General features: G+C 66.7%; 19 protein-coding genes. 17 read left to right on the top strand and 2 right to left on the bottom strand.

The features are described 5' to 3' along the window. The first annotated feature begins 25 nt into the window (after positions 1–25). From Q1A36_RS08135 to Q1A36_RS08110, 6 genes are all read left to right on the top strand, one after another. Positions 26–5,452 carry an alpha-2-macroglobulin family protein gene (locus Q1A36_RS08135; RefSeq protein WP_299841846.1) on the top strand — a complete coding sequence of 1,809 codons (5,427 nt, stop codon included), beginning with the start codon at positions 26–28 and terminating at the stop codon, positions 5,450–5,452. Then, complete coding sequence (gene pbpC, locus Q1A36_RS08130; protein ID WP_299841843.1) at positions 5,452–7,491, top strand: penicillin-binding protein 1C; 2,040 nt, start codon at positions 5,452–5,454, stop codon at positions 7,489–7,491. The genes Q1A36_RS08135 and pbpC overlap by 1 nt, the downstream gene beginning before the upstream one ends. 75 nt (positions 7,492–7,566) lie before the next feature. Next, positions 7,567–8,565 (top strand): Gfo/Idh/MocA family oxidoreductase, encoded by a 999-nt coding sequence (locus Q1A36_RS08125; RefSeq protein WP_299841840.1) that lies wholly within the window; start codon positions 7,567–7,569, stop codon positions 8,563–8,565. Further along, positions 8,565–10,136, top strand: coding sequence for a malonate decarboxylase subunit alpha (locus Q1A36_RS08120; protein WP_299841837.1), 1,572 nt, complete (start codon positions 8,565–8,567; stop codon positions 10,134–10,136). The genes Q1A36_RS08125 and Q1A36_RS08120 overlap by 1 nt, the downstream gene beginning before the upstream one ends. Further along, positions 10,133–10,903 (top strand): enoyl-CoA hydratase/isomerase family protein, encoded by a 771-nt coding sequence (locus tag Q1A36_RS08115; protein WP_299841834.1) that lies wholly within the window; start codon positions 10,133–10,135, stop codon positions 10,901–10,903. The genes Q1A36_RS08120 and Q1A36_RS08115 overlap by 4 nt, the downstream gene beginning before the upstream one ends. 3 nt (positions 10,904–10,906) lie before the next feature. After that, positions 10,907–12,430 carry an aldehyde dehydrogenase family protein gene (locus Q1A36_RS08110; protein WP_299841831.1) on the top strand — a complete coding sequence of 508 codons (1,524 nt, stop codon included), beginning with the start codon at positions 10,907–10,909 and terminating at the stop codon, positions 12,428–12,430. Between the two features lie 5 nt (positions 12,431–12,435). Here the strand turns inward: Q1A36_RS08110 and Q1A36_RS08105 are convergent, their stop codons facing one another. After that, positions 12,436–13,428 carry a LacI family transcriptional regulator gene (locus Q1A36_RS08105; protein WP_299841828.1) on the bottom strand — a complete coding sequence of 331 codons (993 nt, stop codon included), beginning with the start codon at positions 13,426–13,428 and terminating at the stop codon, positions 12,436–12,438. Positions 13,429–13,683: 255 nt separating this feature from the next. Between Q1A36_RS08105 and Q1A36_RS08100 the strand changes: the two genes are divergently transcribed. From Q1A36_RS08100 to Q1A36_RS08055, 10 genes are all read left to right on the top strand, one after another. After that, the gene (locus Q1A36_RS08100) at positions 13,684–14,940 is read left to right on the top strand and encodes an ABC transporter substrate-binding protein (protein ID WP_299841825.1); all 1,257 of its coding nucleotides are present in this window, start codon (positions 13,684–13,686) and stop codon (positions 14,938–14,940) included. Between the two features lie 115 nt (positions 14,941–15,055). After that, the gene (locus Q1A36_RS08095) at positions 15,056–15,958 is read left to right on the top strand and encodes a sugar ABC transporter permease (protein ID WP_299841821.1); all 903 of its coding nucleotides are present in this window, start codon (positions 15,056–15,058) and stop codon (positions 15,956–15,958) included. Next, positions 15,958–16,836, top strand: a complete 879-nt coding sequence (locus Q1A36_RS08090; protein ID WP_299841818.1) for a carbohydrate ABC transporter permease — start codon at positions 15,958–15,960, stop codon at positions 16,834–16,836. The genes Q1A36_RS08095 and Q1A36_RS08090 overlap by 1 nt, the downstream gene beginning before the upstream one ends. A gap of 101 nt (positions 16,837–16,937) precedes the next feature. Next, a complete protein-coding gene (gene ugpC / locus Q1A36_RS08085) occupies positions 16,938–18,056 on the top strand; it encodes a sn-glycerol-3-phosphate ABC transporter ATP-binding protein UgpC (RefSeq protein ID WP_299841815.1) in 1,119 nt (372 codons plus the stop codon). Beyond that, complete coding sequence (locus tag Q1A36_RS08080) at positions 18,053–19,564, top strand: GMC family oxidoreductase (protein WP_299841812.1); 1,512 nt, start codon at positions 18,053–18,055, stop codon at positions 19,562–19,564. Before ugpC ends, Q1A36_RS08080 begins: the two co-directional genes overlap by 4 nt. Continuing rightward, positions 19,561–20,319, top strand: coding sequence for a 3-ketoacyl-ACP reductase (locus Q1A36_RS08075; RefSeq protein ID WP_299841809.1), 759 nt, complete (start codon positions 19,561–19,563; stop codon positions 20,317–20,319). The genes Q1A36_RS08080 and Q1A36_RS08075 overlap by 4 nt, the downstream gene beginning before the upstream one ends. A gap of 4 nt (positions 20,320–20,323) precedes the next feature. Continuing rightward, positions 20,324–21,919 carry a GMC family oxidoreductase N-terminal domain-containing protein gene (locus Q1A36_RS08070; protein WP_299841806.1) on the top strand — a complete coding sequence of 532 codons (1,596 nt, stop codon included), beginning with the start codon at positions 20,324–20,326 and terminating at the stop codon, positions 21,917–21,919. A gap of 2 nt (positions 21,920–21,921) precedes the next feature. Then, positions 21,922–22,254 (top strand): Dabb family protein, encoded by a 333-nt coding sequence (locus tag Q1A36_RS08065; protein ID WP_299841803.1) that lies wholly within the window; start codon positions 21,922–21,924, stop codon positions 22,252–22,254. Next, positions 22,254–23,420, top strand: coding sequence for a dihydrodipicolinate synthase family protein (locus Q1A36_RS08060; RefSeq protein ID WP_299841800.1), 1,167 nt, complete (start codon positions 22,254–22,256; stop codon positions 23,418–23,420). The genes Q1A36_RS08065 and Q1A36_RS08060 overlap by 1 nt, the downstream gene beginning before the upstream one ends. Further along, the gene (locus Q1A36_RS08055; protein WP_299841797.1) at positions 23,421–24,434 is read left to right on the top strand and encodes a LacI family DNA-binding transcriptional regulator; all 1,014 of its coding nucleotides are present in this window, start codon (positions 23,421–23,423) and stop codon (positions 24,432–24,434) included. Positions 24,435–24,437: 3 nt separating this feature from the next. Here Q1A36_RS08055 and Q1A36_RS08050 read toward each other — a convergent pair whose 3' ends face one another. Next, on the bottom strand, positions 24,438–25,556 hold the full coding sequence (locus Q1A36_RS08050) for an iron-containing alcohol dehydrogenase (protein WP_299841794.1): 1,119 nt from the start codon (positions 25,554–25,556) through the stop codon (positions 24,438–24,440). 338 nt (positions 25,557–25,894) lie between these two features. Here Q1A36_RS08050 and Q1A36_RS08045 point away from each other — a divergent pair, with 338 nt between their 5' ends. Further along, positions 25,895–26,788 (top strand): dihydrodipicolinate synthase family protein, encoded by an 894-nt coding sequence (locus Q1A36_RS08045; protein ID WP_299841791.1) that lies wholly within the window; start codon positions 25,895–25,897, stop codon positions 26,786–26,788. Positions 26,789–26,799: the final 11 nt, after the last annotated feature.

The following is a 26,799-nucleotide window of genomic DNA, read 5'->3' as shown; positions in this document are numbered from 1 at the left end:
CGGGCCGGTTTCAACCGAGGTTCCCATGCGCCGTTTCACGATTTCCCTGCTTGCCGCCGCCCTGATCTCTGCCGTCGCCGTGCCAGCCGCGCTGGCGCAGGATCACCCGCTGATCCCGCCCAAGCGCATGGCGGTCACGCAGGATGTCGATCTGCCGGGGAACGACCTGCGGCAGGTCTTTGATGTCAGCATGGATGCCTGCCTGCGTAACTGCCTCGCCGATCAGGACTGCGCCGCCGTCACCTATAACGCCCGCGCCTCGTCCTGCTTTCCCAAGGGATCGGTGGGTCAGGCCACGCCGTTCCAGGGCGCCTATTCCGCCCGCGTGCTGATGACGCCTGCCGCCGCGCAGGATCTGGCGCAGCGCCGGGCCGAGGCCGCACCCTTCATTGGCGAGCATCTGCTGCGCGCGGCGCTGGAACAGGCCGAGGGCATGTCGGATCACCTGACCGGCGGCCTCGACGGGGCGAGCCTCGCGCAATATGCCCGCGATGCGATGGGGAATGGCGATCCGGTGCAGGCGCAGCGGCTTCTGGGTGCGGCCATTGTGCTGGATGACCGGGCCGAGGATTGGGGCGGCTTTGCCGAGCTGATCCTGTCGCAGGACAACGGCAATCTGCAGCCGGCGCAGACGGCGGCGGTGAATGCCTATCTGCGGTCCGAGGGTGATGCCACCGCTGCGGAATCGCTCTTTCTCTTGTCGCGTATCTGGGAGGATGACGGGCGCGGGCGGGATGCGCTGTCGGCGCTGCGACTGGCCGATACGCTGGACGCGCGCGAGGATATCGCGCTTGCCTTGCAGGACGCCGAAAGCAAATACGGCTTCCGCATGATCGATCAGATCGTCGAGGCCGACCGCGCCATGCCGCGCATCTGCGCCCAGTTCTCGGAACAGCTGCGGCCTTCGGTCGATTACACCCCCTATGTGGCCCTGTCCGAAACGGGCCTTTCGGTTCAGGCCGAGGGCGACCGGCTTTGCGTCGCCGGCCTGACCCATGGCGCGCGCTATGATCTGACCTTCCGCAAGGGCCTGCCCGCCGAAACCGGCGAGGCGCTGTGGCGCGACGTGGCGATGACGCAATATGTCCGCGACCGCGCGCCGCTGGTGCGCTTCGAGGGCCGCAACTATGTCCTGCCGCGCATGGCCGATGCCGGGCTGCCGGTCGTGACGGTCAATACCGAACATCTTGACCTGCGGCTGATCCGGGTGTCTGACCGCAACCTGGTGCAGACCCTGCGCGACCGCTACATGGCGCGGCCGCTGGATTACTGGGCCGAGCAGCAGGTGACGGACAATCTGGGCGAGGTCGTCTGGCAGGGTCAGGCCGATGTGGGCAGTCAGCTGAACGCTGAAATGACAACCCGCCTGCCGATTCAGGAGGTCACAGGCCCGCTTGGCGCCGGCATCTATGCCCTTCAGGCGCAGGTGCCCGAGACCAGTCCGGACGAGGTGGCGACGGCGACGCAATGGTTCGTCATCTCGGATCTGGGCATCTCGGCGCTGGAGGGCGCGGACGGGATGCAGGTCGTGGTTCGCGGGCTGACCGATACCGGACCGCGCGCGGGCGCTCGGGTGGCCCTGCTCTCACGCGGCAACGAGATTCTGGCCGAGGTTCAGACCGACGATCAGGGGCTGGCGCGCTTTGTTGCCGCAGAGACGAAGGGCGAGGGCAATGCCGCCCCGGCCGCGATCACCGTGGCGGATGGCGATGACATGGCCTTCCTGCCGCTGACCGATCCCGAGTTCGACCTGTCGGATCGCGGGGTCGAGGGCCTGCCTCCTGCGCCGCCGGTCGATGTGTTTCTGACGACCGAGCGTGGTGCCTATCGCGTGGGCGAGACGGTTCATGCCACCATCCTGGCCCGCAATGGTGCTGATCAGCGGGCCATTTCCGGCCTGCCGCTGACCGCGGTGCTGACCCGTCCCGACGGGGTGGAACTGACCCGCCAGATTGCGCCCGAGGCCGGCGCGGGTGGGCATACTGCCGATTTCACCCTGCCGGTGACCGCGCCGCGCGGGACATGGCGGCTGGATGTCTTCGCCGATCCCGAGGCACCGGCGCTGGCCAGCACCAAGCTGCTGGTCGAGGATTTCCTGCCCGAGCGGCTGGATTTCACCCCCGAGCTGCCCGAAGGCCCGCTGGCGATGGATGCGCTGCCGCAGGTCTCGGTCGATGTGCGCTATCTTTTCGGCGCGCCCGGCGCGGGTCTGCCGGTCGAGGGCGAGGTGCGACTGTCCGCCGCCGACAGCCTGTCCGATCACGAGGGGTATCAATTTGGTCTACAGGATCAGCGCTTCGATCCGCGTGCCGAGATGCTGGTCGGGGGCGAGACCGACGATCAGGGCCATCTGACCCTGACCGCGACGCTGCCGGAAGACGCGGCGCAGGCGGCGCGGCCCTTGAAGGCCGATTTCATCCTGTCGGTGCGCGAAGGCTCGGGCCGCCCGGTCGAGCGGGTGGTGACCCGCACCGTGCTGCCCGATCAGCCGGTCGCCGGCATTCGTCCGATGTTCGAGGGCGGTGCCGTGGGCGAGGGCGAGGAAGCCCGTTTCTCTGTCATCGCCATCGGCCCGGATGGCCGGCAGGTGGCGACACCCGCTACCTGGGTCGTGAACCGGATCGAGACGGATTATCAGTGGTATTCGATGGATGGCCGTTGGGATTACGAGATGATCACCCGGCGGGTGAAGCTGTCCGAGGGGGCGGTGACGCTGGCCGCCGACCAGCCCGCCGAGGTTGCCGTGCCGGTCGACTGGGGCCGCTACGAGATCGTGGTGACGCCCGAGGGCGGTGGCGCGGCCTCCACGGCCTTCGATTCCGGCTGGTACACGGTTGCCGGCTCGCTCGAGACGCCGGACCGGCTGTCCGTGGCGCTGGACAAGCCGCGCTACAGCGCCGGCGAGACCGCGCTGGCGCTGGTCGATGCGCCGGCGGATGGCACGGCGATCGTCTCGGTGCTGACCAACCGCGTCGTGGACATGAAGCTGGTGCCGGTGACGGCGGGCGAGAACCGGATCGAGCTGCCGGTGACCGATGCCTGGGGCACGGGCGCCTATGTCACCGTCAGCGCCCTGCGCGCGGTCGGTGCCGAGGGCGGTCATACGCCGGTGCGGGCGCTGGGTCTGGCCCATGCCGGGATCGAACCGGGCGACCGGGCGCTGGCCACCACCATCGAGGCCCCGGCCGAGGCCGATCCGCGCGGTCTGCTGCCGGTCACGCTGCGCGTCGCGGGGGCGGCGCCGGGCGATACGGTTCATGCCACGCTGGCGGCGGTCGATCTGGGCATCCTGAACCTGACGGCGTTCAAGTCGCCCGACCCATCCGCGCACTATTTCGGCCAGCGCCGCCTTGGCGTGGCGATCCGTGACCTTTATGGGCGGCTGATCGACGGGCAGGCGGGCGCGCAGGGCGCGATCCGTTCGGGCGGGGATGCTATGAACGCGGTTTCCACCCAGTCGCCGCCGCCGACCGAGGATCTGCTGGCCTGGTTCTCGGGACCGCTGACCGTTGGCGAGGATGGCACGGTCAAGGCCGAGATCCCGCTGCCCGCCTTCAACGGCACGGTGCGGCTGATGGCCGTCACCTGGTCCGAGAAGGGCGTCGGGCAGGCCCAGCAGGACGTGCTGGTGCGCGATCCGGTGGTGCTGACCGCCTCGGCCCCGCGCTTCCTTGCGCCGGGCGATCAGGCGCGGGTGCTTCTGGAACTGACCCATGCCAGCGGCCCGGCGGGCGAGGTTGCTCTGGCGGCCAGCGGCGAGGGGCTGACCCTTGGCACGCTGCCGGCCTCGGTCACGCTGGCCGAGCTTGGCAGCGAACGGCTGAGCCTGCCGATCACCGCGCCCGAGGCCGAGGGGCCGGTGCAACTGGCGCTGTCGGTGACGACGCCCGATGGCAAGCTGTTGGAGAAGAGGCTGACCATTCCGGTTCTGGCCAATGGGGCGCGGGTCAGCCATGAAAGCCGCTTCACCCTCGCCACGGGCAGCGATCTGACCCTGCCGGCAGAGCTGTTGGAGAATATGGTTCCGGGCACGGCCAGCGCCACGCTGGCGCTGGGTCCGGCGGCGCGTTTCGATGCGGCGGCGATCCTGCGCGGGCTGGAGGAATACCCCTATGGCTGCACCGAGCAGATCACCTCGCAGGCGATGCCGCTGCTGGCCTTCTCACAGGCGGCCGAGGGGATGCCGGATGCGGATCGCGCCTCGGAGCGCATCGATCAGGCCATTGCCCGGGTGCTGACCCGGCAGGATTCCAGCGGCGCCTTTGGCCTCTGGTCGGCCGAGGGCGGGGACAACTGGCTGAACGCCTATGTCACCGATTTCCTCTCTCGCGCCCGCGCGGCGGGCCATGTGGTGCCCGATCAGGCCTTCCGCATGGCGCTGGACCGGCTGCGGAACACGGTGAACTATGCCGCCGATTTCGATGCCGACAGCAATGGCGGCGGCGAGGCGCTGGCCTATGCGCTGATGGTGCTGGCGCGCGAGGGTGCAGTGCCGGTGGGTGATCTGCGCTACTATGCCGACGAAAAGGGCGGCGATTTCGGCACGCCGCTGGCGATGGCGCAGCTGGGATCGGCGCTGGCGATGTATGGCGACCAGCGCCGCGCCGATGCGATGTTCTCGCTTGTGGCGCAGCGTCTGAACGACACGGACGACGAGGCTTATGTCCTGCGCGCCGATTACGGCACACGGCTGCGCGATCTGGCCGGCGTGCTGGCGCTGGCTGCCGGCGCGGGCAGCGAGGTGTTGTCGCTGGACGGGCTGGGTGCCAGCCTTGCCGAGAGCCTGCGTGGTCAGACGCTGTCGCCGCAGGAATCGGTCTGGTCGCTGATGGCGGCGGGTGCGCTGGCCAGCGGCGCGAATGGCGAGGGCTTCACGCTGAACGGCCAGCCGCTCGGTTCGGCGCTGATCCGCGATGTGACCGGCGATGGCGGGGCCGTCATCCATAACGGCTCGGGCCGCGAGGAGGTGCTGACCCTGACTCTGACCGGCCTGCCGTCTGTGCCGGAACCGGCGGGCGGCAAGGGCTATACCATCACTCGCGAGTACTACACGCACGAGGGCGAGCCGGTCGATCCGGGCATGGTGGCGCAGGGCGCGCGGCTGGTGGCGGTGCTGACTGTGACGCCGCATCAGGAGGGCGGTGGCCGGCTGATCATCGATGACCCGCTGCCCGCAGGCTTCGAGATCGAGAACCCGCATCTCATCCGGCAGGGCGACAATGCCGCGCTCGATTGGCTTGAGGCGCTCAGCGATGTCCAGACCTCGGAATTCCGCGATGACCGCTTCATCTCGGCGGTGGACTGGACCTCGGTCGACAGCTTCCGGCTGGCCTATAACGTCCGCGCCATCACGCCGGGGCAGTTCGCCCACCCGGCGGCCAGCGTCATGGACATGTATCGCCCCGACTGGCGGGCATGGACAGACACGGGCAGCACGACCGTGACCGAGTGATGCGCCGTTTCGGGCTTTTCGCGCTGGCCCTGCTGCTGTTTGCGGTGGGGCTGGCGCGGGATGCGCTGGATGACTGGGTGGCGCGGACGGAATTGCCGGTGCTGGCGGTGGTCACGGGGGCCGAGATCGTCGCCCGCGATGGCAGCCTGCTGCGCGCTTTTGCCGTGGCCGATGGCCGCTGGCGGTTGGAGCCGGGGCCGGTCGATCCGGGCTTCATCAAGATGCTGCTGGCCTATGAGGATCGCCGGTTCTACCGCCATTCGGGCGTCGATCTGTTGGCGCTGATACGCGCTGCGGGGCAATCGGCTCTGGCCGGGCAGGTGGTCTCGGGCGGCTCGACCCTGACCATGCAGGTGGCGCGGCTGCTGGAGGAAGGCCCGACCGGAGAGTGGCAGGGCAAGCTGCGGCAGATGCGCGTGGCACTGGCGCTGGAGCGGCGGCTGGAGAAGCCGCAGATCCTCGACCTCTACCTGCGGCTTGCGCCCTATGGCGGCAACCTGGAAGGCGTGCGCGCCGCCAGCCTGTCCTGGTTCGGGAAAGAGCCGCGCCGGCTGACCCCGGCTGAATCCGCGCTGCTGGTCGCCCTGCCTCAATCCCCCGCCGCCCGCCAACCTGACCGCAACCCGGAAAACGCCATGCGGGCGCGGGATCGCGTGCTGGCCCGCGCGGTCAGGGAGGGCGTGCTCGACGCCGATCAGGCGCGTGCGGCGGGTTCGACCGCCTTGCCCGGCCATCGCCGTCCCTTTCCGGCGCTTGCCCCGCACCTGACCGCGCGCCTTCACCGCGAAAATCCGACGGCCCTGCGCATCGCCACCACCATCGATGCGCCGCTGCAACGTGCCGCCGAGGCGCTGGCCCGCCGCGCCGTGGCCGGTCAGACCGAGCGCATCACCGTCGCCATGCTGCTGGCCGATCACCGCAGCGGCGAGATCCTGGCGCAGGTCGATGGTGCGGAATGGACCAACACCGCACGCGCCGGGTTCGTGGAAATGTCCGAGGCCCTGCGCTCGCCCGGGTCGACGCTGAAGCCCTTTGTCTACGGGCTGGCCTTTGACGATGGCATGGCCCATCCCGAAACCCTGATCGAGGACCGGCCGGTGGCCTTCGGGCGCTATGCGCCGCAGAATTTCGATCGCAGCTTTCACGGCACGGTGACGGTGCGGGCGGCGCTGCTGGCCTCGCTGAACATCCCGGTGGTGCGGCTGGCCGATGCCGTCGGCCCGGCTCGGCTGATCGACACGCTGGAGCGTGCCGGCGCGCATCTGGCAGTGCCGGGCGGTCAGCCGGGGCTGGCGGTGGCGCTTGGCGGGGCCGGGGTCAGCCTGCATGGCCTCGTCGCCGCCTATGCCGGGCTGGCAGCGCGGGGCGAGGCGGTGGCGCTGTCGCCGCTGCCCGAAAGAGGCGGGCCGACGGGTCGGCACTTTCTGGGCGAGGTCGCGGCCTGGCAGGTCGGCAATATCCTGTCGCAGATGAACCCGCCGCCCGGTGGCGCGCCGGGGCGCATCGCCTACAAGACCGGCACCAGCTATGGCCACCGGGACGCGCTTGCCGTCGGTTTCGACGGCGGCCATGTCGGTGGCGTCTGGATGGGCCGGGCCGATGGCACGCCGGTTCCGGGCGCTTTCGGTGGCGATCTGGCCGCGCCGCTGCTGTTCGAGCTCTTTGACCGGGCGCGGGCTGGCGGCACACCCCTGCCGCCTCCGCCGCCGGCGACCCTGACCGTGCCCACCGCGCAGCTGCCCCAGCCCCTGCGCCAGTTCCGCGCGCCGGGCGAGGCGCTGGCCGCGAAACCGGCGGATGCGCCGAAGATGGCCTTTCCGCCCGATGGCGCGCGGATCGAGGCGCCCGAGGGTCGGCTGCTGGTCAAGGTCATGGACGGCGCGCCGCCCTTTACCTGGCTGGCCGATGGCCGCCCGGTCGCCATCGCCCGTGGCGAAACCGCGCTGGAACTGGACCTGACCGAGACCGGGTCGGTGCGGATCTCGGTCATCGATGTGCGGGGCCGGGCGGATTCGGTGACGGTCGATCTGCAGCGGTGAGCGGGAATCATCTTGACGCGTTTTCTGGAACGTTCTAATTTATATCTGGAACGGTCCAGATTCGGGGGAACAGACATGCGTTGGGGTTTGATCGGCGCGAGCAACATCGCGTCCCAGCACATGATCGGGGCCATGCGGGCGACGGGCGGCGAGGTTCGTTCCGTCCTGTCCTCCAGTGCTGACCGCGCGCGGGACTATGCCGCCGCCAATGGCATCGCCACAGGCTGTGCCGATCTGGCCGCGATGCTGGCTGATGCAGATCTGGATGCGGTCTATATCTCGACCACCAATGAAAAGCACTTCCCGCAGGCCATGGCGGCCATCGCGGCGGGCAAGCATGTGCTGTGCGAAAAGCCGCTGGCCATGTCGGTCGCGGACGCCGTGACCATGGTCCGCGCGGCGAAGGATGCCGGGCTGGTCTTTGCCACCAACCACCACCTGCGCAACGCGGGCAGCCATCTGGCGATCCGCGATCTGGTGCAGTCGGGCCGCATCGGCACGGTTCGCAGCGTCCGGGTGTTCCACGCCGTCTATCTGCCGCCGCATCTGCAGGGCTGGCGGATCGACAATCCGGCGGCGGGCGGCGGGGTCATTCCCGATATCACCGTCCACGACGCCGATACCGTGCGCTTCCATCTGGACGAGGACCCGGTCGAGGTCGTCGCCATGACCGCGCAATCCGGCATGGGGCAGGGTGTCGAGGACAGCGTGATGTCGGTCTGGTCCACGCCCTCGGGCGCGCAGGTTCAGGCCCATGAAAGCTTTACCCACCAGTTCGCCGGCACCGGGATCGAGATCCACGGCAGCGAGGGCTCGATCTTCGCCCGCAACGTGATGACCCAGCAGCCGGTCGGAGAGATCACGCTGGTCACGGCCGCGGGTACCGAGCCGGTCAGCTTTGCGACCCATGACCTTTACGAGCGTGCAGTCGCGCTTTTTGCCGATGCCGTCGCGGGCCAGGGCCGTCCCTCGGCCGATGGCCGCGATGGCGTTGCCTCGCTGGCCGTCGCCGAAGCCGTGGCCGAGGCGGCCCGGACCGGCAAGCGCACCGCCGTCAATTACGGAGGGCTGTAATGTCCAAGATCGTCAGCGCTGCCGAGGCGGTATCGCGCATTGCCGACGGGGCCGTTGTCACCGTCTCCTCTTCCTCGGCGCTGGGGTGTCCCGATGCCGTGCTGAAGGCCTTGGGCGAGCGTTTCGACGCCGAGGGCCATCCGCGCGATCTGACCACGCTGCACCCCATTGCGGCGGGTGACATGTATGGCGTGAAGGGCGTCGATCACATCGCCAAGGACGGGCTGCTGAAGCGTATCCTCGGCGGCTCCTATCCCTCGGGCTCGTCGAACCTGCCGATGCCCGAGATCTGGAAGATGATCGTGGAAAACCGGGTGCTGGCCTATAACGTGCCCTCGGGGATCATGTTCGACATGCACCGCGACGTGGCCGCCCGCCGCCCCGGCGTGCTGACGCGGGTGGGGCTCGACACCTTCGTCGATCCGATCCGGCAGGGTTGCGCGATGAACGAGGTTGCCGCAGCCGAACCCATCGTCTTCCGGCAGGAATTCGGCGGCCAGACCTGGCTGCATTTCCCGAATATCATCCCGAATGTCGCCATCATCCGCGCCACCACGGCGGATGAGGATGGCAACCTGACCTATGAGCACGAGGGCGCCTATCTCGGCGGTCTCGATCAGGCCATTGCTACCCGCAACCATCGAGGGCTGGTCATTGCGCAGGTCAAGCGCGTCACCGCCTCGGGCAGTCTGCGCCCCCATGACGTCCATGTGCCGGGCCATCTGGTCGATCTGGTCGTGGTTGCGCCCGATCAGCGCCAGACCACGGAAACCGATTACGACCCCGCGATCTCGGGCGAGATCATGCGCCCTTGGTCCAGCTTTTCGCTGGCCGAGCATGGCGTCGAGAAGATCATCGCCCGCCGCGCCGCGCTGGAACTGCGCCGGGGCCAGACGGCAAATCTGGGCTTTGGTATCTCGGCCATGGTGCCGCGCATCCTGCTGGAAGCCGGCGAGCCGCAGGCCGTGACCTGGGCGATCGAGCAGGGTGCGGTGGGGGGCATGCCGCTGACCGGCTTTGCCTTCGGCTGCGCCTCGAACGCCTACGGATACGTCCCCTCGCCGAACCAGTTCAGCTATTTCCAGGGTGGCGGCTTCGACATGTCCTTCCTGTCCTTCCTCGAGGTGGACGTGCAGGGCAATGTGAACGTGTCGAAGCTGGGCAAGAAGCCCTATCTGACCGCCGGCTGCGGCGGATTCGTCGACATCACCGCCAATGCCCGCAAGATCGTCTTCTCGGGCTTCTTCGAGGCGGCGGCCGAGTTCGACCTGTCGCAAAACGGTCTGCGCATCTCGAAGCCCGGAAAATTCACCAAGATGGTGGAGGAGGTCGAGCATGTGACCTTCTCGGGCGCCCGCGCCGTAGAGACCGGGCAGGAGGCGCTGTATATCACCGAGCGCTGCGTGATCCGGCTGACCCCCGAGGGGCTGGTCGCCATCGAGATCATGCCGGGGATCGAAGCCGAGCGCGACATCATCGCCGCCTCGCAAGGTCGGGTAAAGGTGGCTGACAATGCCATCACCATGTCGAAATCTTTGCTGGTTGAGGGCCCGATGGAGCTTGCGCTGTGAGCGGTGCGGTTCATCTGGACACCCAAGGCGGCATTGCCACGCTGCGGCTGGACAACCCGACGAAGCTCAACGCCTTCACCCCCGAGATGCTGGCACAGCTGGCCGCGCATTGTCACCAGATCGACCGGGATACAGGCGTGCGGGCGGTGCTGCTGACCTCGGACGGTGAGCGCGCGTTCTGCGCCGGGGCCGATATCAAGGCCTGGGCCGGATATGCGCCCGCCGAATTCGCCCGCATCTGGGTTCGCGACGGGCATCGCATCTTCGACCGGTTGGCGCGGCTGTCAAAGCCGACCATTGCCGTCTTGCAGGCCCATGCCTTTGGCGGCGGGCTGGAACTGGCCTCGGCCTGCGATATCCGGGTGATCGCGCCCGCTGCCACGCTGGCGCTGCCGGAAAGCCAGGTCGGCATCGTTCCGGGCTGGTCCGGCACGCAGCGCATCGCCCGGCTGCTGCCGGAACCGATGCTGAAGGAAATGGCGCTCTTCGGGCGCCGGATCAGTGCCGAGCGCGCGCTGGCCTGCGGCTTCGTGGCCGAGATCGCGGAGGATCCGGCGGCCGCCGCGCGGGCCATCGCCGAGAAGCTGCTGACGACCTCGCCCCGCGCCACCGAGGTCGCGAAATACATGATCCATGCCGGTGTCGGCGAGGATCGCGATGCCATGATCGAGGCGCTGGGGTCGGGCATGATCGCCGCCAGCGCCGACAAGGCCGAAGGCGTTGACGCCTTTGCCAACAAACGCAAACCCGTGTTTCCGGGAACCTGAGCCATGACCGAATTTACCCTGATCCCCGCCAGCGGTGCTGCCGTGCCGGCCACGCCCTTCACCGGCCGCCACCTGATCGATGGTGTGTGGAAAGACAGCGCCGATGGTGCGACGTTCGACCGTGTCTCGCCCTCGCACGGGGTGCTGGCCAGCCGTTCGGCCAAGGGTGGCGAGGCTGAGGTGCTGGCCGCCATCGCCGCCGCCCGCCGGACCTTTGACCAAGGCGATTGGGCCTTCTCCTCGGGCAAGTCGCGGTCCGAGATCCTGAACCGGGTGGCCGATCTGATCGATCGTGACCGCGAGCGGATCGCCCGGATCGAGGTGCTGGAATCGGGCAAGCCCATCGCGCAGGCGCGGGGCGAGATCGAGGGCGCGGCGGATATCTGGCGCTATGCGGCCGCCTTGGCGCGGATGGCGCATGGCGACAGCCACAACAATCTGGGCCCCGACATGCTGGGGCTGGTGCTGAAGGAACCGATCGGGGTGGCCGCGATCATCACGCCATGGAATTTCCCCTTCCTGATCGTTAGCCAGAAACTGCCCTTCGCGCTGGCCGCCGGCTGCACGGCGGTGGTGAAACCCTCGGAAATGACGCCCTCGACCACGGTGATCCTGTTCGAACTGCTGGAAGAGGCCGGGCTGCCCGCGGGCGTGGCCAACCTTGTGCTGGGCTATGGCGATCCGGTAGGTGCGGTCATGACCGCGCATCCGGATGTGGACATGGTCAGCTTCACCGGTTCGACCGGGGTGGGCAAGCGCATCGTCGCGGCGGCCTCGGGCACGCTGAAGAAGGTGTCGCTGGAGCTGGGCGGCAAGAACCCGCAGGTGATCTTTCCCGATGCCGACCTGGATGCGGCGGCGGATGCGATCGCCTTCGGCATCTATTTCAACGCCGGCGAATGCTGCAATTCCGGCAGCCGGATCATCGTGCACGAGGACGTGGCCGAGGCGCTGACCGACCGCATCGCGGCGCTGTCGCGCAAGGTGCCCTTCGGCGATCCGCTGAGCGATGCGACGCAGGTCGGGGCGATCATCTCGGACGAGCATCTGGGCAAGATCGACGGCTATGTGCGCGAGGCAGAGGCGGCGGGCGCCAAGGTGGTGATCGGCGGCGGCGTGCTGGCGGTGCCTGGGCTGGACGGTCGTTTCTATGCTCCGACCGTGGTGGCGGGGGTGACGCCCGAGATGGCCATTGCGCGGGAAGAGGTGTTCGGGCCGGTCCTGTCGGTCCTGACCTTCAGGACCGAGGACGAGGCGATCGAACTGGCGAACAACGCGGCCTATGGTCTTTCGGCCGGGGTGTGGAGCCTTGATGTCCATACCTGCCTCAACTTCGCCCGCAAGGTGCGCGCCGGCACGGTCTGGACGAACACCTGGATGGACGGCTTTGCCGAGCTGCCTTTCGGGGGGGTGAAGGAAAGCGGGCTGGGCCGCGAACTCGGCCGTTTTGGCATCGAGGAGTACCTGGAGCTGAAGACCGTGCAGATGCGCGTCGCGCGCGGCCGCAACAACTGGGTCGCGGGATGATCCGCCTAGGCGTCCTGGCGGAAGTCGGTTCCGGGGGCAAGCAGCACCTGCAACCCCGTCGGATCCTCGCCCGCGAGCGAGCGCAAGAGGATGTCACCCATCGCCCGGCCGGTCTCACGCAGGTCCTCGGTCAGGGCGTCGATGCGCGGGCGCAGGAGATCAAAGACGCCGCTGGCACGTTTGGCCACCACGTCGATGTCGCGGCCGATCTGCAATCCATTATCGGCACAAGCGGCCATGGTGATGAGCGCCGCGACCTCACCCACACAGATGACGCCGTCGGGCCGGTCGGATCGTGCCAGACGCTGGCGCATCCAGTCGGCGGCCTGGTCCTGCGGCGTGTCGAGCGTGATCTCGTCCGGCAACTCGATGGTGATCCCGGCATCCCGCGCCGCCGCAACGGCACCCCAGCGCAGATGCTGGGAAAAGGTATAGCGGGCGGGTGGCAGGATCATCAGCGGCCGGGTCCGGCCATGGGCCAACAGCCGCTGGATGGCGATGCGGGCGAAAGCCTCGTTGTCGTAATCGACCGAGGGGTGGGGCACGGAAAACTCGGTCCGGCCATGGCAGACGAAGGGAAATCCCTGCTCGGTCAGGTAGCGGACGCGGGTATCGAAGGGCTCGGTCCGGTTGAAGATGATGCCGTCCCCCAGCCGGCCCTCGACAATCTGGCGCACGGCGGTCAGGCGGTCGCGTTCCAGGATGTCGGGAAACAGCGTGACCGAATAGCCGGTGCCGGCCAGCGCCTCGGAAAGGCCGCCCAGCAGTTCGTGGGTGAAGCTGAGGAATTCGTGGTCGAGGTTCAGCAGCACCTGGATCACCTTGGTGCGCCCGGTGCGCAGCCGCTGCGCCGCCCGGTCGGGGACATAGCCGAGCCGTTCGGCGGTTTCGGCCACCAGCGCGCGGGTCGTCGCGGCGATTCGCGGGTCGTTCGACAGCGCCCGCGACACGGTGGTCACGGCCAAGCCAGTCTCGCCCGCGATGGTGCGCAGGGTCACGCGGGCTCGGGTCGGCGAAGGGGCGGATGTATCGGGCAGGGCAGACCTCGGTTTCTAGCTTGGGACGAGGTTACGCTAGGTATGTGCAACGATACAACAATATTTCGTCGCTGCGCTGCAGCACGCGAAGTCCTTGCGTTTACTGCAAATTCGCTGCGCGGCCAGTCGAAATATTTTTGTTGACGAGTCGGGTGTTTATAACGTTTTAATTACCCACTCCCCGCCAGGCGGGGAAAGACAACCGGGAGGAGAAACATGAAAATTCTTGCGAAGGCCGGTGTTTCGGCCCTGGCACTAACCCTTGCCCTGTCCGCTGCGGCGAAGGCCGAGGATGTCGAGGTGCTGCACTGGTGGACCGCCGGTGGCGAGGCTGCGGCGCTGAACGTGCTGAAGGAAAACCTCGCCGGCCAGGGAATTGGCTGGAAGGACATGCCGGTGGCTGGCGGCGGTGGCGAGGCGGCGATGACCGCGCTGCGCGCCCGTGTGACCGCAGGCGACCCGCCGACAGCCGTGCAGATGCTGGGCTTCGACATTCTGGACTGGGCGCAGCAGGGCGAAGTGCTTGCCGACCTGAACGAGGTTGCCGCCGCCGAGAACTGGGACGCGGTGATCCCCGCCGCCATCCAGAAGTTCAGCAAGCCCGACGGCACTTGGATCGCCGCGCCGGTGAACGTGCACTCGACCAACTGGGTCTGGGCCAACAAGGCCATGCTGGACGAGATGGGCATTGCCGAGCCGACCACCTGGGACGAATTCATCGCCGCCCTGCAGAAGGTGAAGGATTCGGGCAAGGTCGCGCTGGCCCATGGCGGTCAGCCCTGGCAGGACGCCACCATCTTCGACAGCGCGGTGCTGGCGACCGGCGGACCCGAGCTTTACACCAAGGCCTTCATCGATCTGGACCCGGCGGCGCTGAACTCGCCCGAGATGGTTCAGGCCTTTGACAAGATGACCCAGCTGCGTGGCTTCGTGGATGACAACTTCTCGGGCCGCGACTGGAACCTGGCCTCGGCCATGGTCATCAACAACGAGGCCGCCTTCCAGATCATGGGTGACTGGGCCAAGGGCGAATTCCTGAACGCGGGCAAGGTGCCGGGCACCGACTTCCTGTGCTTCCGGGTGCCGGGCACGGCGGGCGTCGTGACCTTCAACAGCGACGAATTCGTCATGTTCAAGCAGGGCGATGACGCCGCCAAGCAGGCCCAGAACGCCATGGCCAGCGCCATCGAATCGCCCGAGTTCCAGATCGCCTTCAACAAGGTGAAGGGCTCGGTCCCGGCGCGGACCGATGTGCCGGACACTGATTTCGACGATTGCGGCAAGAAGGGCATGGCCCAGCTGAAGGAAGCGTCGGAAAAAGGCACGCTGCTGGGTTCGATGGCCCATGGCCATGCCAACCCGGCTGCCGTGAAGAACGCGATCTATGACGTGGTGACGGCGCATTTCAACGGCGAATACGACAGCACCCAGGCCGCCGAAGAGCTGGCCAATGCCGTCGAGGCTGCACAGTAAACCGTGACCGGGCGGGGCCGCAAAAGCGGCCCTGCCCACCCCCCTTTTGCCCCTGATCAGAGCCCGATCACCCGCCCCGGCGGCGTGATGGCTCGCACCTTGCAAGGGAGATATCATGGCCTCCGTCCACAGCACGGCCGAGCCCGATTTCCGCACCAAGCTTCAGGACTGGCTGCCCAAGCTGGTTCTGTCGCCCTCGGTGGCGGCGATGGTGGTCTTCGTCTATGGCTTCATCGTCTACACGATCTATCTGTCCTTCACCGACAGCAAGATGCTGCCCAGCTATGACTGGGTCGGGTTCAAGAACTATGCCACCCTGTTCGGCCTCTCGGCCTGGAGCACGGCGCTGGTGAACCTGGCGGTCTTTGCCAGCCTCTATATCGTCATCTGCATGGCCATCGGGCTGCTTCTGGCCATCTTCCTCGATCAGAAGATCCGCGGCGAAAGCGTGCTGCGTCCGATCTATCTCTATCCCATGGCACTCAGCTTCATCGTCACCGGCACGGCGTGGAAATGGTTCCTCGATCCCGGCATCGGGCTGGAACACACCATGCAACTCTGGGGCTGGGAAAGCTTCAAGTTCGGCTGGATCAAGGATCGCAACATGGCGATCTATACGCTGGTGATCGCGGCGGTCTGGCAATCCTCGGGCTTCGTCATGGCGATGTTCCTCGCCGGGCTGCGCGGCATCGACAACGAGATGCTGAAGGCCGCCCAGATCGACGGCGCCTCGAACTGGCAGCTCTATCGCCGGATCGTCATTCCGCTGCTGCGTCCGGCCTTCATGTCGGCCTTCGTCATCCTCGCGCACCTTGCCATCAAGTCTTATGACCTCGTCATCGCCCTGACCGGCGGCGGACCGGGCCGCGCGACCGAGCTGCCCGCGACCTTCATGTATTCGTATACCTTCACCCGCAACCAGATGGGCGTCGGTGCGGCCTCGGCCGTGATCATGCTGATGGGCGTGGCGGCGGTGATGGTCCCCTACATCTATTCCGAGCTGAAGGAGAAGAAGTGATGGCTGTCGCGACACAGGACACGGCCGTCCGCACCGGCCGCATCACCCGGACCTTCATCTATGTGGTCCTGATCTTCTTCGCCTGCTTCTACCTTCTGCCCTTCTTCATCATGATGGTGAACAGCGTGAAGCCGCTGCCCGAGATCACCGGCGGCAACATGATGGCCCTGCCCAAGGAGCCGACGATTGCCCCCTGGCTCTCGGCCTGGTCGACGGCGCAGATCGGGGTCGAGGCGACGGGTCTGAAACCCTATTTCCTCAACTCGATCCTGATGGTGGTGCCCGCCGTGGCGATCTCGACAGTGCTGGGGGCGCTGAACGGCTATATCCTGACCAAGTGGCGCTTTCGCGGCGACACCATCCTGTTCGGGCTGATGCTGTTTTCCTGCTTCATCCCGTTCCAGATCGTCCTGATCCCGATGGCCCGCATCCTCGGCATCCTTGGCCTTGCCAGCACCATTCCCGGGCTGATCCTCGTCCATGTGGTCTATGGCATCGGCTTTGCGACGCTGTATTTCCGCAACTATTACGCCGCCGTGCCGACCGAGCTGGTGCGCTCGGCCCAGATCGACGGCGCCGGGTTCTTCCAGATCTTCTGGCGGATCATGCTGCCACTGTCAGGGCCGATCACCATCGTCTGCATCATCTGGCAGTTCACCAATATCTGGAACGACTTCCTCTTCGGTGCCTCTTTCGCGGGCAGCAACCCGCCAATGACCGTGGCGCTGAACAACCTCGTGCAATCCTCGACCGGGGTGAAGGAATACAACGTCCATTTCGCCGGCGCGATCCTCGCCGCCCTGCCCACCCTGCTCGTCTACATCGTCGCCGGCCGCTACTTCGTGCGCGGGCTGATGGCTGGCTCTGTGAAAGGGTGAGGCATGCTTTTTCGAAGAAAAATCAAAGCGTCCGGTGGACGGTTTGAAATGTCGAACGCGCCGAGCCTGCGAGGCGCCGGCCATTCCGAAGGAATGATCCCATGAGCTTTCTCAATATCGACAACGTCACCAAGGCTTACGGGAATGTCGAGGTGCTGCACCGCGTCGACATCGCCGTCGAAGAGGGCGAGTTCCTGGTCCTCGTCGGCCCTTCGGGCTGCGGGAAGTCCACGCTCTTGAACATGATCGCCGGGCTCGAGAACATCTCGGGCGGGACGATCTCGATCAAGGACCGCGTGGTCAACGATGTGCATCCCTCCAAGCGCAACATCGCCATGGTGTTTCAGAGCTATGCGCTCTACCCGAACATGACCGTCGGGCAGAACATCACCTTCGGCATGGAGATGCACAAGATCCCCAAGCCTGAGCGCGACAGGAAGCTGGCCGAGGTGGCGAAGCTGCTGCAGATCGAACAGCTGCTGGCGCGCAAGCCCGGGCAATTGTCGGGCGGCCAGCGGCAGCGGGTGGCAATGGGCCGCGCGCTGGTGCGTGACCCGGACGTGTTCCTGTTCGACGAGCCGCTGTCGAACCTCGACGCCAAGCTGCGTGTCGATATGCGGACCGAGATCAAGAAGCTGCACCAGAACCTTGGCACCACCATTGTCTATGTCACCCATGACCAGATCGAGGCGCTGACCCTGTCGACCCGCATCGCGGTGATGAACAAGGGTTACGTGCAGCAGCTTGGCACGCCGAAGGAAATCTATGACAACCCGGCGAACATGTTCGTCGCCAGCTTCATGGGCAGCCCGTCGATGAACCTGCTGCCGTCCAAGCTGGTCGATCACAACGGCGCGCTGGCCGCCGAACTGAGCGATTCCAACGGTGCTGCGGTGCGCCTGCCGCTGTCGCAGCAGGGCGCGAGTCTTCGGGCACATCTGAACAAGAACGTCATCCTTGGCATCCGGCCCGAGGCGATCACCGATGCCGAAGGGGCCGACAAGCGGGCGCAGAACCTGCAACCCCTGCGCAACATGGTCTCGGTGACGGAGCCGGCGGGGTCGGACACCTTTGTCACCATGTCGCTCTCGGGCAAGGATTGCGTCGCCCGGATGCGCGCCGATGCCGATGCCAGGCCGCGTCAGGATTTCGACTTCACCGTCAACATGGACAAGGCGGTGCTGTTCGATCCGCAGACCGAGGAACGGATCGACCAATGAGCCAGCCCGATGTCATCATCATCGGTTCCGGCATGGGCGGGGCGACGGTTGCCGCCGCCCTTGCCCCGACCGGCCGCCGCATCCTGATCCTTGAGCGTGGCGAGCGTCTGCCCAACACGCCCGAGGCCCGCGATCCGGTGGCGATCTTCCGCGACGGACATTACCGCCCGACCGAGGAATGGCTGGACGGGGCGGGCAAGCCGTTCAATCCGGGCAATTACTACTATGTCGGCGGCAACACGAAATTCTACGGCGCGGTTCTGCTGCGCTATCGCGCCGAGGATTTCCGCCCGATGGTGCATCTGGGCGGCACCACCCCCGGCTGGCCGGTCGACTATGACGAATTCGAGCCGTGGTATTCGCGCGCCGAGCAGATGTTCAATGTGCGCGGCGAGCTGGGCGATGACCCCAGCGAGCCGCCGCATTCCGCGCCCTATCCCTTCCCCCCGGTGCCCGATGAGCCCGAGATTGCGGACCTTCGCGCCCGGCTGAGATCGGTGGGCCTGCACCCCTCCAGCCTGCCGCTTGGCGTCGATATCGACCGCTGGCTGGCGGCGGCAAAGACCCCCTGGGATGCGTTCCCAAACACCGGACACGAACTGGGTCGCGGAAAAATGGACGCGGAATCGATTTCCCTTGCCTTGGCATTGGAACGTTCTAATGTGCAGCTTATGACGGGAATCAGGGTTCAAAAGCTGATTGCGGACGGATCGGGCCGCATAACGGGCGTTCTTGCCGAGCGCGGCGGGCGCGCGGAAACCATCAGCGCGCCGGTCGTCGTTCTGGCGGCGGGCGCGGTGAATTCGGCGGCGATCCTGCTCGCTTCGGCCAATGACAACCATCCGACCGGACTGGCCAACAGTTCCGATCAGGTCGGGCGGAACTTCATGAACCACAATTGCTCGGCGGTGCTGGCGATCCATCCGTTCCGCAGGAACCGCACGATCTATCAGAAGACGTTGCAGGTGAACGACTTCTACCTGAAAGGCGGACCGGATGACCGGCCGCTTGGCAATATCCAGCTGCTTGGCCGGGTCTCGCGCCCGATCCTCGCCGCAAGCTCGGGCCTGCCCGGCTGGCTCGCCGGCCCCATCGCCGACCGCGCCATCGATCTTTACGCCATGTCCGAGGATCTGCCCGATCCCGACAGCCGGGTCAGCCTGAAGAACGGCCAGATCATGCTGGACTGGAAGCGTTCGAACTGGACGGCGCATGAGGCTCTGGTGGCCAAGCTCAAGCAAATGCTGCGCCGCGCGGGCTTTCCGCTGGTGCTGTCAAAGCCCTTCGACCGCCGCACCCCCTCGCATCAATGCGGCACGTTGCGGATGGGCAATGATCCGACGACCAGCGTGGTGGGTCCGCGCGGGCGCAGCCACGATCACCCGAACCTCTTCATCGCCGATGCCGGCGTGCTGCCGACCTCGGCTGCTGTCAATCCGGCCCTGACCGTTGCCGCCCATGCGCTGCGCGTGGGCGACGAGATCGCCCGGACGGAGCGGGGCGCATGAGCCGCATCGCGCTGATTACCGGCGGCCAGCAGGGTATCGGGCTGGGCATTGCCGAGGCGCTGGCGGGCGCGGGCTTCACCCCGGTTCTGGCCGCGCAACTGCCCGAGGATGATGCCACGGTTCAGGCGGCGCTGACCCGGCTTGGCCCCAAGGCCCGCTATGTCCGGCACGATCTGGCCGAGGTCGAGGCGGTGCCGGCGCTTCTCGACCGGATCGAGGCCGAACTGGGGCCGGTGACGACGCTCGTCTCCAACGCCGGCGTTCCCGCCCGCATCCGGGGCGACATGCTGGACCTGACGCCCGAGAATTTCGACTTTGCCACCGACATCAACCTGCGCGGCGCCTTCTTCCTGGCGCAGGCGGTGGCGCGGCGGATGCTGGCGCTGGACGGGTCGGACTATCGTTCGATCATCTTCGTCACCTCGGTCAGCGCGGCTATGGTGTCGATTGAGCGCGCGGAATACTGCATCTCGAAATCCGCCGCCGCGATGATGGCGCAGCTTTTTGCCGTGCGGCTGGCACCGGCTGGCATCGGCGTCTTCGACATCCGCCCCGGCATCATCGAGACGCCGATGACGGCGGGCGTGGCTGACAAGTACACCGCCCGGATCGAGGGCGGTCTGGTTCCCGCCGCACGCTGGGGCCAACCCTCGGACATTGCCGAGGCGGTGGTGCCGCTGGCCGAGGGCCGCATGGGTTTTGCCACCGGCGCCGTGATCCCCGTCGATGGCGGGCTTTCCATACCAAGGTTGTGACAAGATGGCAGAGGCCTATGACATCATCATCGTCGGCGGTGGCAGCGCGGGTTGCGTGCTGGCCGCGCGGCTGAGCGAGAACCCGAACCTGCGGGTGCTGCTGCTGGAAGCAGGCGGGCGCGACTGGCACCCGTTCTTCGCCATGCCGGCGGGATTTGCGAAGATGACCAAGGGCATCGGCAGTTGGGGCTGGAACACCGTCCCGCAACGGCACATGAACGACATGGTCATCCGTTTCACGCAGGCCAAGGTTTTGGGCGGTGGCTCTTCGATCAACGCCCAGATCTACACGCGCGGCAATGCGCTCGACTATGACGAATGGCGGCAACTGGGCTGCGACGGCTGGTCCTACGAGGATGTGCTGCCCTATTTCCGCAAATCCGAGAATAACGACACCTACAATGACCGCTATCACGGGCAGGGTGGTCCGCTTGGCGTGTCGAAGCCCGCCGCGCCTTTGCCGATCTGCGAGGCCTATTTCCGGGCAGCGGGCGAGTTGGGCATTCCCTTCAACGCCGACATGACCGGCGAGACGCAGGATGGCGTGGGATATTACCAACTGACCCAGCGCCATGCCCGGCGCTCCTCGACCTCCAAGGCGTTTCTGGACCCGGCGAGGGGTCGGCCAAACCTGACCGTTCGCTCGGGCGAACAGGTGACGCGCATCGTCACCGAACATGGCCGCGCCGTGGGGGTGGAACTCATCGGCAAATCCGGCCCCGAGACCCTGCGCGCCGAGGCCGAGGTGATCCTGTCTTCGGGCGCCATCGGCTCGCCGCGCCTGTTGATGCTGTCGGGCATCGGCCCGGCGGATCACCTGCAATCGGTGGGCGTGCCGGTGGTGCTGGACCAGCCCGGCGTCGGTTCGGATCTGCAGGACCATCTGGATCTGTTCGTGATCGCCGAATGCAGCGGGCCCTATACCTATGACCGCTATGCCAAGCCCTGGTGGTCGGCTGTGGCGGGGCTGCAATACCTTATGACCCGCAAGGGGCCGGTGGCCTCGAGCCTGTTTGAAACCGGCGGCTTCTGGTATGCGGAGGAGGGCGCGCGTTCACCGGATATCCAGTTCCATCTGGGTCTCGGCTCGGGGATCGAGGCCGGGGTTGCCGCCATGCCCAACGGCGGGGTCACGCTGAACTCGGCCTATCTGCGGCCCCGCTCGCGCGGGACGGTGCGGCTGGCCAGTGCCGATCCCCTTGCCGCGCCGCTGATCGATCCGAATTACTGGGCCGATCCGCATGACCGCGAGATGTCGATCAAGGGGCTGAAACTGGCGCAGGAAATCATGCGCCAGCCCGCCCTGAAGGGCATGGTCACGCGCGAGGTTCTGCCCGGACCCGAGGTGCGGACGGACGAGGATTACATCCGCTATGCCTGCCAGAATGCCAAGACCGATCACCATCCCGCCGGCACCTGCCGCATGGGCAGTGACGAGGCTGCCGTTGTCGATACCCGCCTGCGCTTCCGCGGGATCGATGGGCTGCGCGTCGTCGATGCCTCGGTGATGCCGCGGCTGGTCTCGTCGAATACCAATGCGCCGACCATCATGATCGCCGAGAAAGCCGCCGACATGATCCGCACCGACAACGGAGTGTAACAATGATCCGCCATATCGTCCTTGTCCGCTATCGCCCGGAAACCACCGAGGCGCAGATTGCCCAGATCCATGCCGATCTGGAGGGCATCCGCGCGCTGCTGCCCGGCATGGGTCCGTTCCGCGCCGGTCGCAGCGAAAGCCCGGAAATGCTGGAACGCGGTTACATGCACGGCTTCACGGTCGATTTCGAAAGCTGGGAGACGCTGGCCGCTTACCAGGAACATGCCGAGCATCGCCGCGTGGGCGATGCCATAGTCGCCGCAGCGGATGGCGGTGTGGACGGCATCCTTGTCTTTGACCTGCCCGTCGATGGGCCCGTGGAAGGAGCCTTTTGATGGCGCTGAACCTGCCCACCTATGATGGCCGTCTGGAAGCCTATGCCCTGCAGGGCGTTCCGCTGGTGCCGCGCGCGCCGCGCGTGCCGCTGACCCGCACCGCTTTTGCCGCCGCCCATGTGGTCAGCGATCCTTTGGCCGAGCGCGATCCCTGGCTGGGTCGCCCGGCGGTCGATTGGGAGAATACTCTGCGCTTTCGCCACTGGCTCTGGGATCAGGGGCTGGGGCTGGCCGAGGCGATGGACACGGCGCAGCGCGGCATGGGGGTCGACTGGCTGACCGCCAGGGAACTGATCGAGCGCACGATGGTCGAGGCCAAGGCGCATTCCCTGAAGCCGCGCGTGGCCTGTGGCGCCGGAACCGATCACAAGACGCTGTCCGAGTTGCCCGACGAGGCTGCGATCATCGCCGCCTATGAGACGCAGATGGAGGCGATCGAGGCTGCCGGCGGGCAGGTCATCCTGATGGCGACGCGGGCGCTGCCGGCCATCGGTGCCGGACCCGAGACCTATGCGCGGGTCTATGACCGGCTTCTGTCGCAGGCGAAGGACCCGGTGGTGCTGCACTGGCTGGGAGACATGTTCGACCCGGCGCTGAAAGGCTATTGGGGCGGCACGGATGTCGCGGCGGCCTCTGATGCGGTGCTGGCGATCATCAATGCCAACAAGGCCAAGGTCGACGGCATCAAGATCTCGCTTCTGGATCAGGCGCATGAAGAAGCCTTCCGCGCCCGCCTGCCCGAGGGGGTGCGGCTCTATACCGGGGATGATTTCAACTATGCCGCGCTGATCGAGGGCGACGGGACGCATTATTCCCATGCCCTGCTGGGGGCCTTTGCCGCCATCGCCCCCGCCGCCGCACAGGCGCTGGAGGCCTTGGCGCAGGGTGACACCGCAACCTACCACGCGCTTTTCGCCCCGACCGTGCCGCTGTCGCGCGAGATCTTCAAGGCGCCGACCCAGTTCTACAAGGCCGGGATCGCCTTCCTTGCCTGGCTGAACGGCGCGCAGTCGCATTTCATCATGCCCGCCGGCTTCCAGTCCTCGCGCGAGATCAGCCATTATGCCGAGGTCTACCGGCTGGCCGATCAGGCCCGCGTGCTGTCGCGGCCCGAACTGGCGGAAGAGCGGATGCGGCTGCTGCTCGCGCTGCACGGGATCGGCTGAATGCCCCGCCGCCCGACCATTCTGGACGTCGCCGCCCATGCCGGCCTGTCGAAATCGACGGTCTCGCTGGTGCTGAAGAACAGCCCGCAGATCAAGCCGGAAACGGCGGCGCTGGTCCGGCGGTCGATGGAGGCGGTGGGTTACGTCTATAACCGGGCGGCGGCGAACCTGCGATCCAGCTCCACCGGGCTGGTGGGGCTGGTCATCAACGACCTGCGTAACCCCTTCTTCACCGAATTCGCCGCCTCGTTTCAGATGGCGCTGTTCGCGCGGGGCTATGCCACCGTCATCTCGAACTCCGGCGAGGATCCGGCGATGCAGGCCGAGATCATCACCTCGATGATCGAGCATGGCGTCTCGGCGCTGGTCATCTCGCCCAGCTATGGCGATGTAACCGCAACCTTCGAGCAGATCGCCCGCGCGCAGGTGCCGACATTGCAGGTGCTGCGGCAGGTCAGCCCGCTGACCGAGGACTTTCCCTTCTCCTCCTTCGATTATGTCGATGGCGGCCGGCAGGCGGCGCGGCATCTGGTCGAGGCGGGGGCAAGGCGCATCGCCTTCGTCGGAGGCTTGCAGGGGCGTGCGATCACGGCGGAGCGGATGCAGGGCTATCTGGACGAGATGGCGCGGATCGGGGCCGAGCCGCTGGTCCTGCATGGCCGCCCCTCGCGGCAAGTCGGGGCCGATCTGGCCGAGCGGCTGATGCGCGATCACCCGGAGGTCGATGCGGCGATCTGCTTCAACGATCTTGTGGCGCTGGGGATGATGGCGCGGCTCGCGCGCGCGGGGGTCATGCCGGGCCGCGATCTCCGCATCATCGGATTTGACGATATCGAGGAAAGCGGGCAGGTCTGGCCGGGGCTCAGCTCGATCAGCTGCGACATCACCAGCTTTGGCCAGAAAACCGCCGCGACGCTGCTGGACTGGCTGGTCGAGGGTCGGAAACCCCCGGCGCTGCATCGCGAGCCGGTGCATCTGGTGCCGCGCGCCTCGAGCACGGGCGAGGGTCTTTAGTCCTCAATAGGCGGCACGATAGATGCCTTCGATCTCGCCAACCGACAGATCGACGGGGTTCCAGTCGAGCAGCCGCCGGATCGCATGGGCATCGCGCGCCATGTTGGGCAGATCATCTTCGGGCACGCGATGGGCACGCAGACGCATGTCGAGGCCAAGCGCTGCGCAGAAATCCCGCGCACCGGCCAGCACGTCCTGCGAGCCGCCGGGCGCAAAGCCCAGGGCGCGGCAGATCGCCTCGGTCTTTTCCGCCGCCGCCGGGGCGTTGGCCGCTAGAACATGCGGGAAGATCAGCGCGTTGGCGATGCCATGGGCCAGATGGTGCCGCGTCCCCAGCGGATAGGCGACGGCATGGCCGGCGGTGGTGTTGACCGGACCGAGGCAGACCCCGCCATAAAGCGCCGCCAGCGACAGGCCGGCCCGCGCCTCGGCATCCGCGCCATTCTCGACCGCGCGGCGCAGGTATTTGCCGACCAGTTCGATCCCTTGCAGGGCGTAGGCATCGATGATCGGATGGCTGCGTTTCGAGGTGAAGGCCTCGACGCAATGGGCCATGGCATCGACGCCGGTGGCCGCGGTGACGAAGGGCGGCACGGAATAGGTCAGGGCCGGGTCGATGATCGCCAGATCGGCCAGCATGTGCCGGCTTTCGGTGGCAACCTTGGCCTGCGTGGCGGGATCGGTAATCAGCGCGCGGGTGCCGACCTCGGAGCCGGTGCCGGCGGTAGTCGGGATCTGCACCAGCCCGACGCGGCGGGCGGGCGCGCGGTTCGGCCCGGAGATATCGGCCAGCGTCAGGTCGTGGCCGGCCATAACCGCCACCATCTTGGCCAGATCCATCGCCGAACCGCCGCCAAAGCCGATGACGCAATCGGCGCCTTCGGCCGCAGCCACGGCCGCCATCAGGTTGGTGATGTCGGGTTCGGGCACCACGGTGCCAAAGCAGGCCGGCGTGCCAAGCCCGAGCACCGCCAGTCGCGCCGCGTTCACCGGATCGGCGATCACCACCGGGCGGCTGTAACCCCGTTCCTCGACCCAACCGGCCAAAGTGTCTATCGTTCCCACGCCAAAGCGCAGGACCGGCGGGCGCAGCATCTCTATCGGGTCTGAAAGCAGGGGCATCATGTCACTCCGGGCGATGGGCGGCGGGCTGGATGGCGAGGAGAATGGGCAGGTTTCGAAAAATTGTCAACAAGTATGTTTGATGGCAGATTCGGGCCGCTCAGTCTCCGGTCTGGCCGTGTTTGGTTTCTCATAGCACGCATTTTACGTCAGAATCAGATATATGTGGCAGAAGATTTGCCGGGTTGATGCCGCAGAAGCTGGGCGCTGAGTCACGTGAACTGTCAGAAATCCGGCAACTGTTATTGACAACTTATCATCTTTACGCCAATTTCCCGCCAAGGCTCGCCATGCCGGGGAATCGCCCCGACAGAAACGGCCCGATTGCGAGGTGACTCATGACCCAATCCCCCCGTTCGGCCTATGTTGCGCTTGTCACCTGTTTCAACGAGGACGAGACGCTGAACCTCGAGGCCACGCGCGCGCAGGTGCGCCGTCAGGTCGCGGCCGGCAACAACATCATGTGCTGTGGCACCAATGGCGATTTCACCGCGCTGACCCAGGGCGAGAAGATCGACCTGCTGGAGGCGGTGATGGACGAGGTGGCGGGGCAGGTGAAGGTGATCGTCAATGCCGGCTGCCCGGCGACCTTCGAGACGCTGCAGCTCGCGCGCGCTTTCGACCGCATGGGGGTCGAGGGCATCGCCGTCATCACCCCCTATTTCATCGCCTGCACGCAGGACGGGTTGATCCGCCATTTCACCACCGTCGCCGATGCGGTGACGACGCCCGTCTATCTCTATGACATTCCGGCGCGCACCCAGAACCATATCGAGCCCGATACCGCCCGGGTGCTGGCCCGCCATCCGAACATTGCCGGGATCAAGGATTCCGGCGGCTCGACCGAGACGGTGATGGACTATCTGGATGTCGCCCGCGACCAAGGCAATTTCGAGGTCTATTGCGCCCCCGACCACCTGGTCCACTGGGGCTTGCAGCAGGGCTGCGCCGGGGTGATCTCGGGTCTGGGCAATGTCGCACCACAGGTGCTGGCCCAGATCATCGCCAGCTTCAATGCCGGCGACGATGCCGGGGGCGAGGCGGCACAGACGGTCTTTGCCGGGCTGCGCAAGGATCTTTACGCGCTTGGCTTCCCGCCGGCGCTGGTCAAGCGGGCGCTGTTCCAGATGGACCCCTCGGTCGGGCAGTCGCGTCAGCCGGCGCTGCTGCCCGATGCCGCGCAGGATGCCGCCATCCGCGAAATTCTGCGTAAATACGAGTTGACGGCATGACCCCCCGCCCC

It is taken from the genome of uncultured Paracoccus sp. (assembly GCF_947487305.1).
Classification (GTDB): Bacteria; Pseudomonadota; Alphaproteobacteria; order Rhodobacterales; family Rhodobacteraceae; genus Paracoccus.
This window is presented reverse-complemented; position numbering and strand designations above follow the sequence as displayed.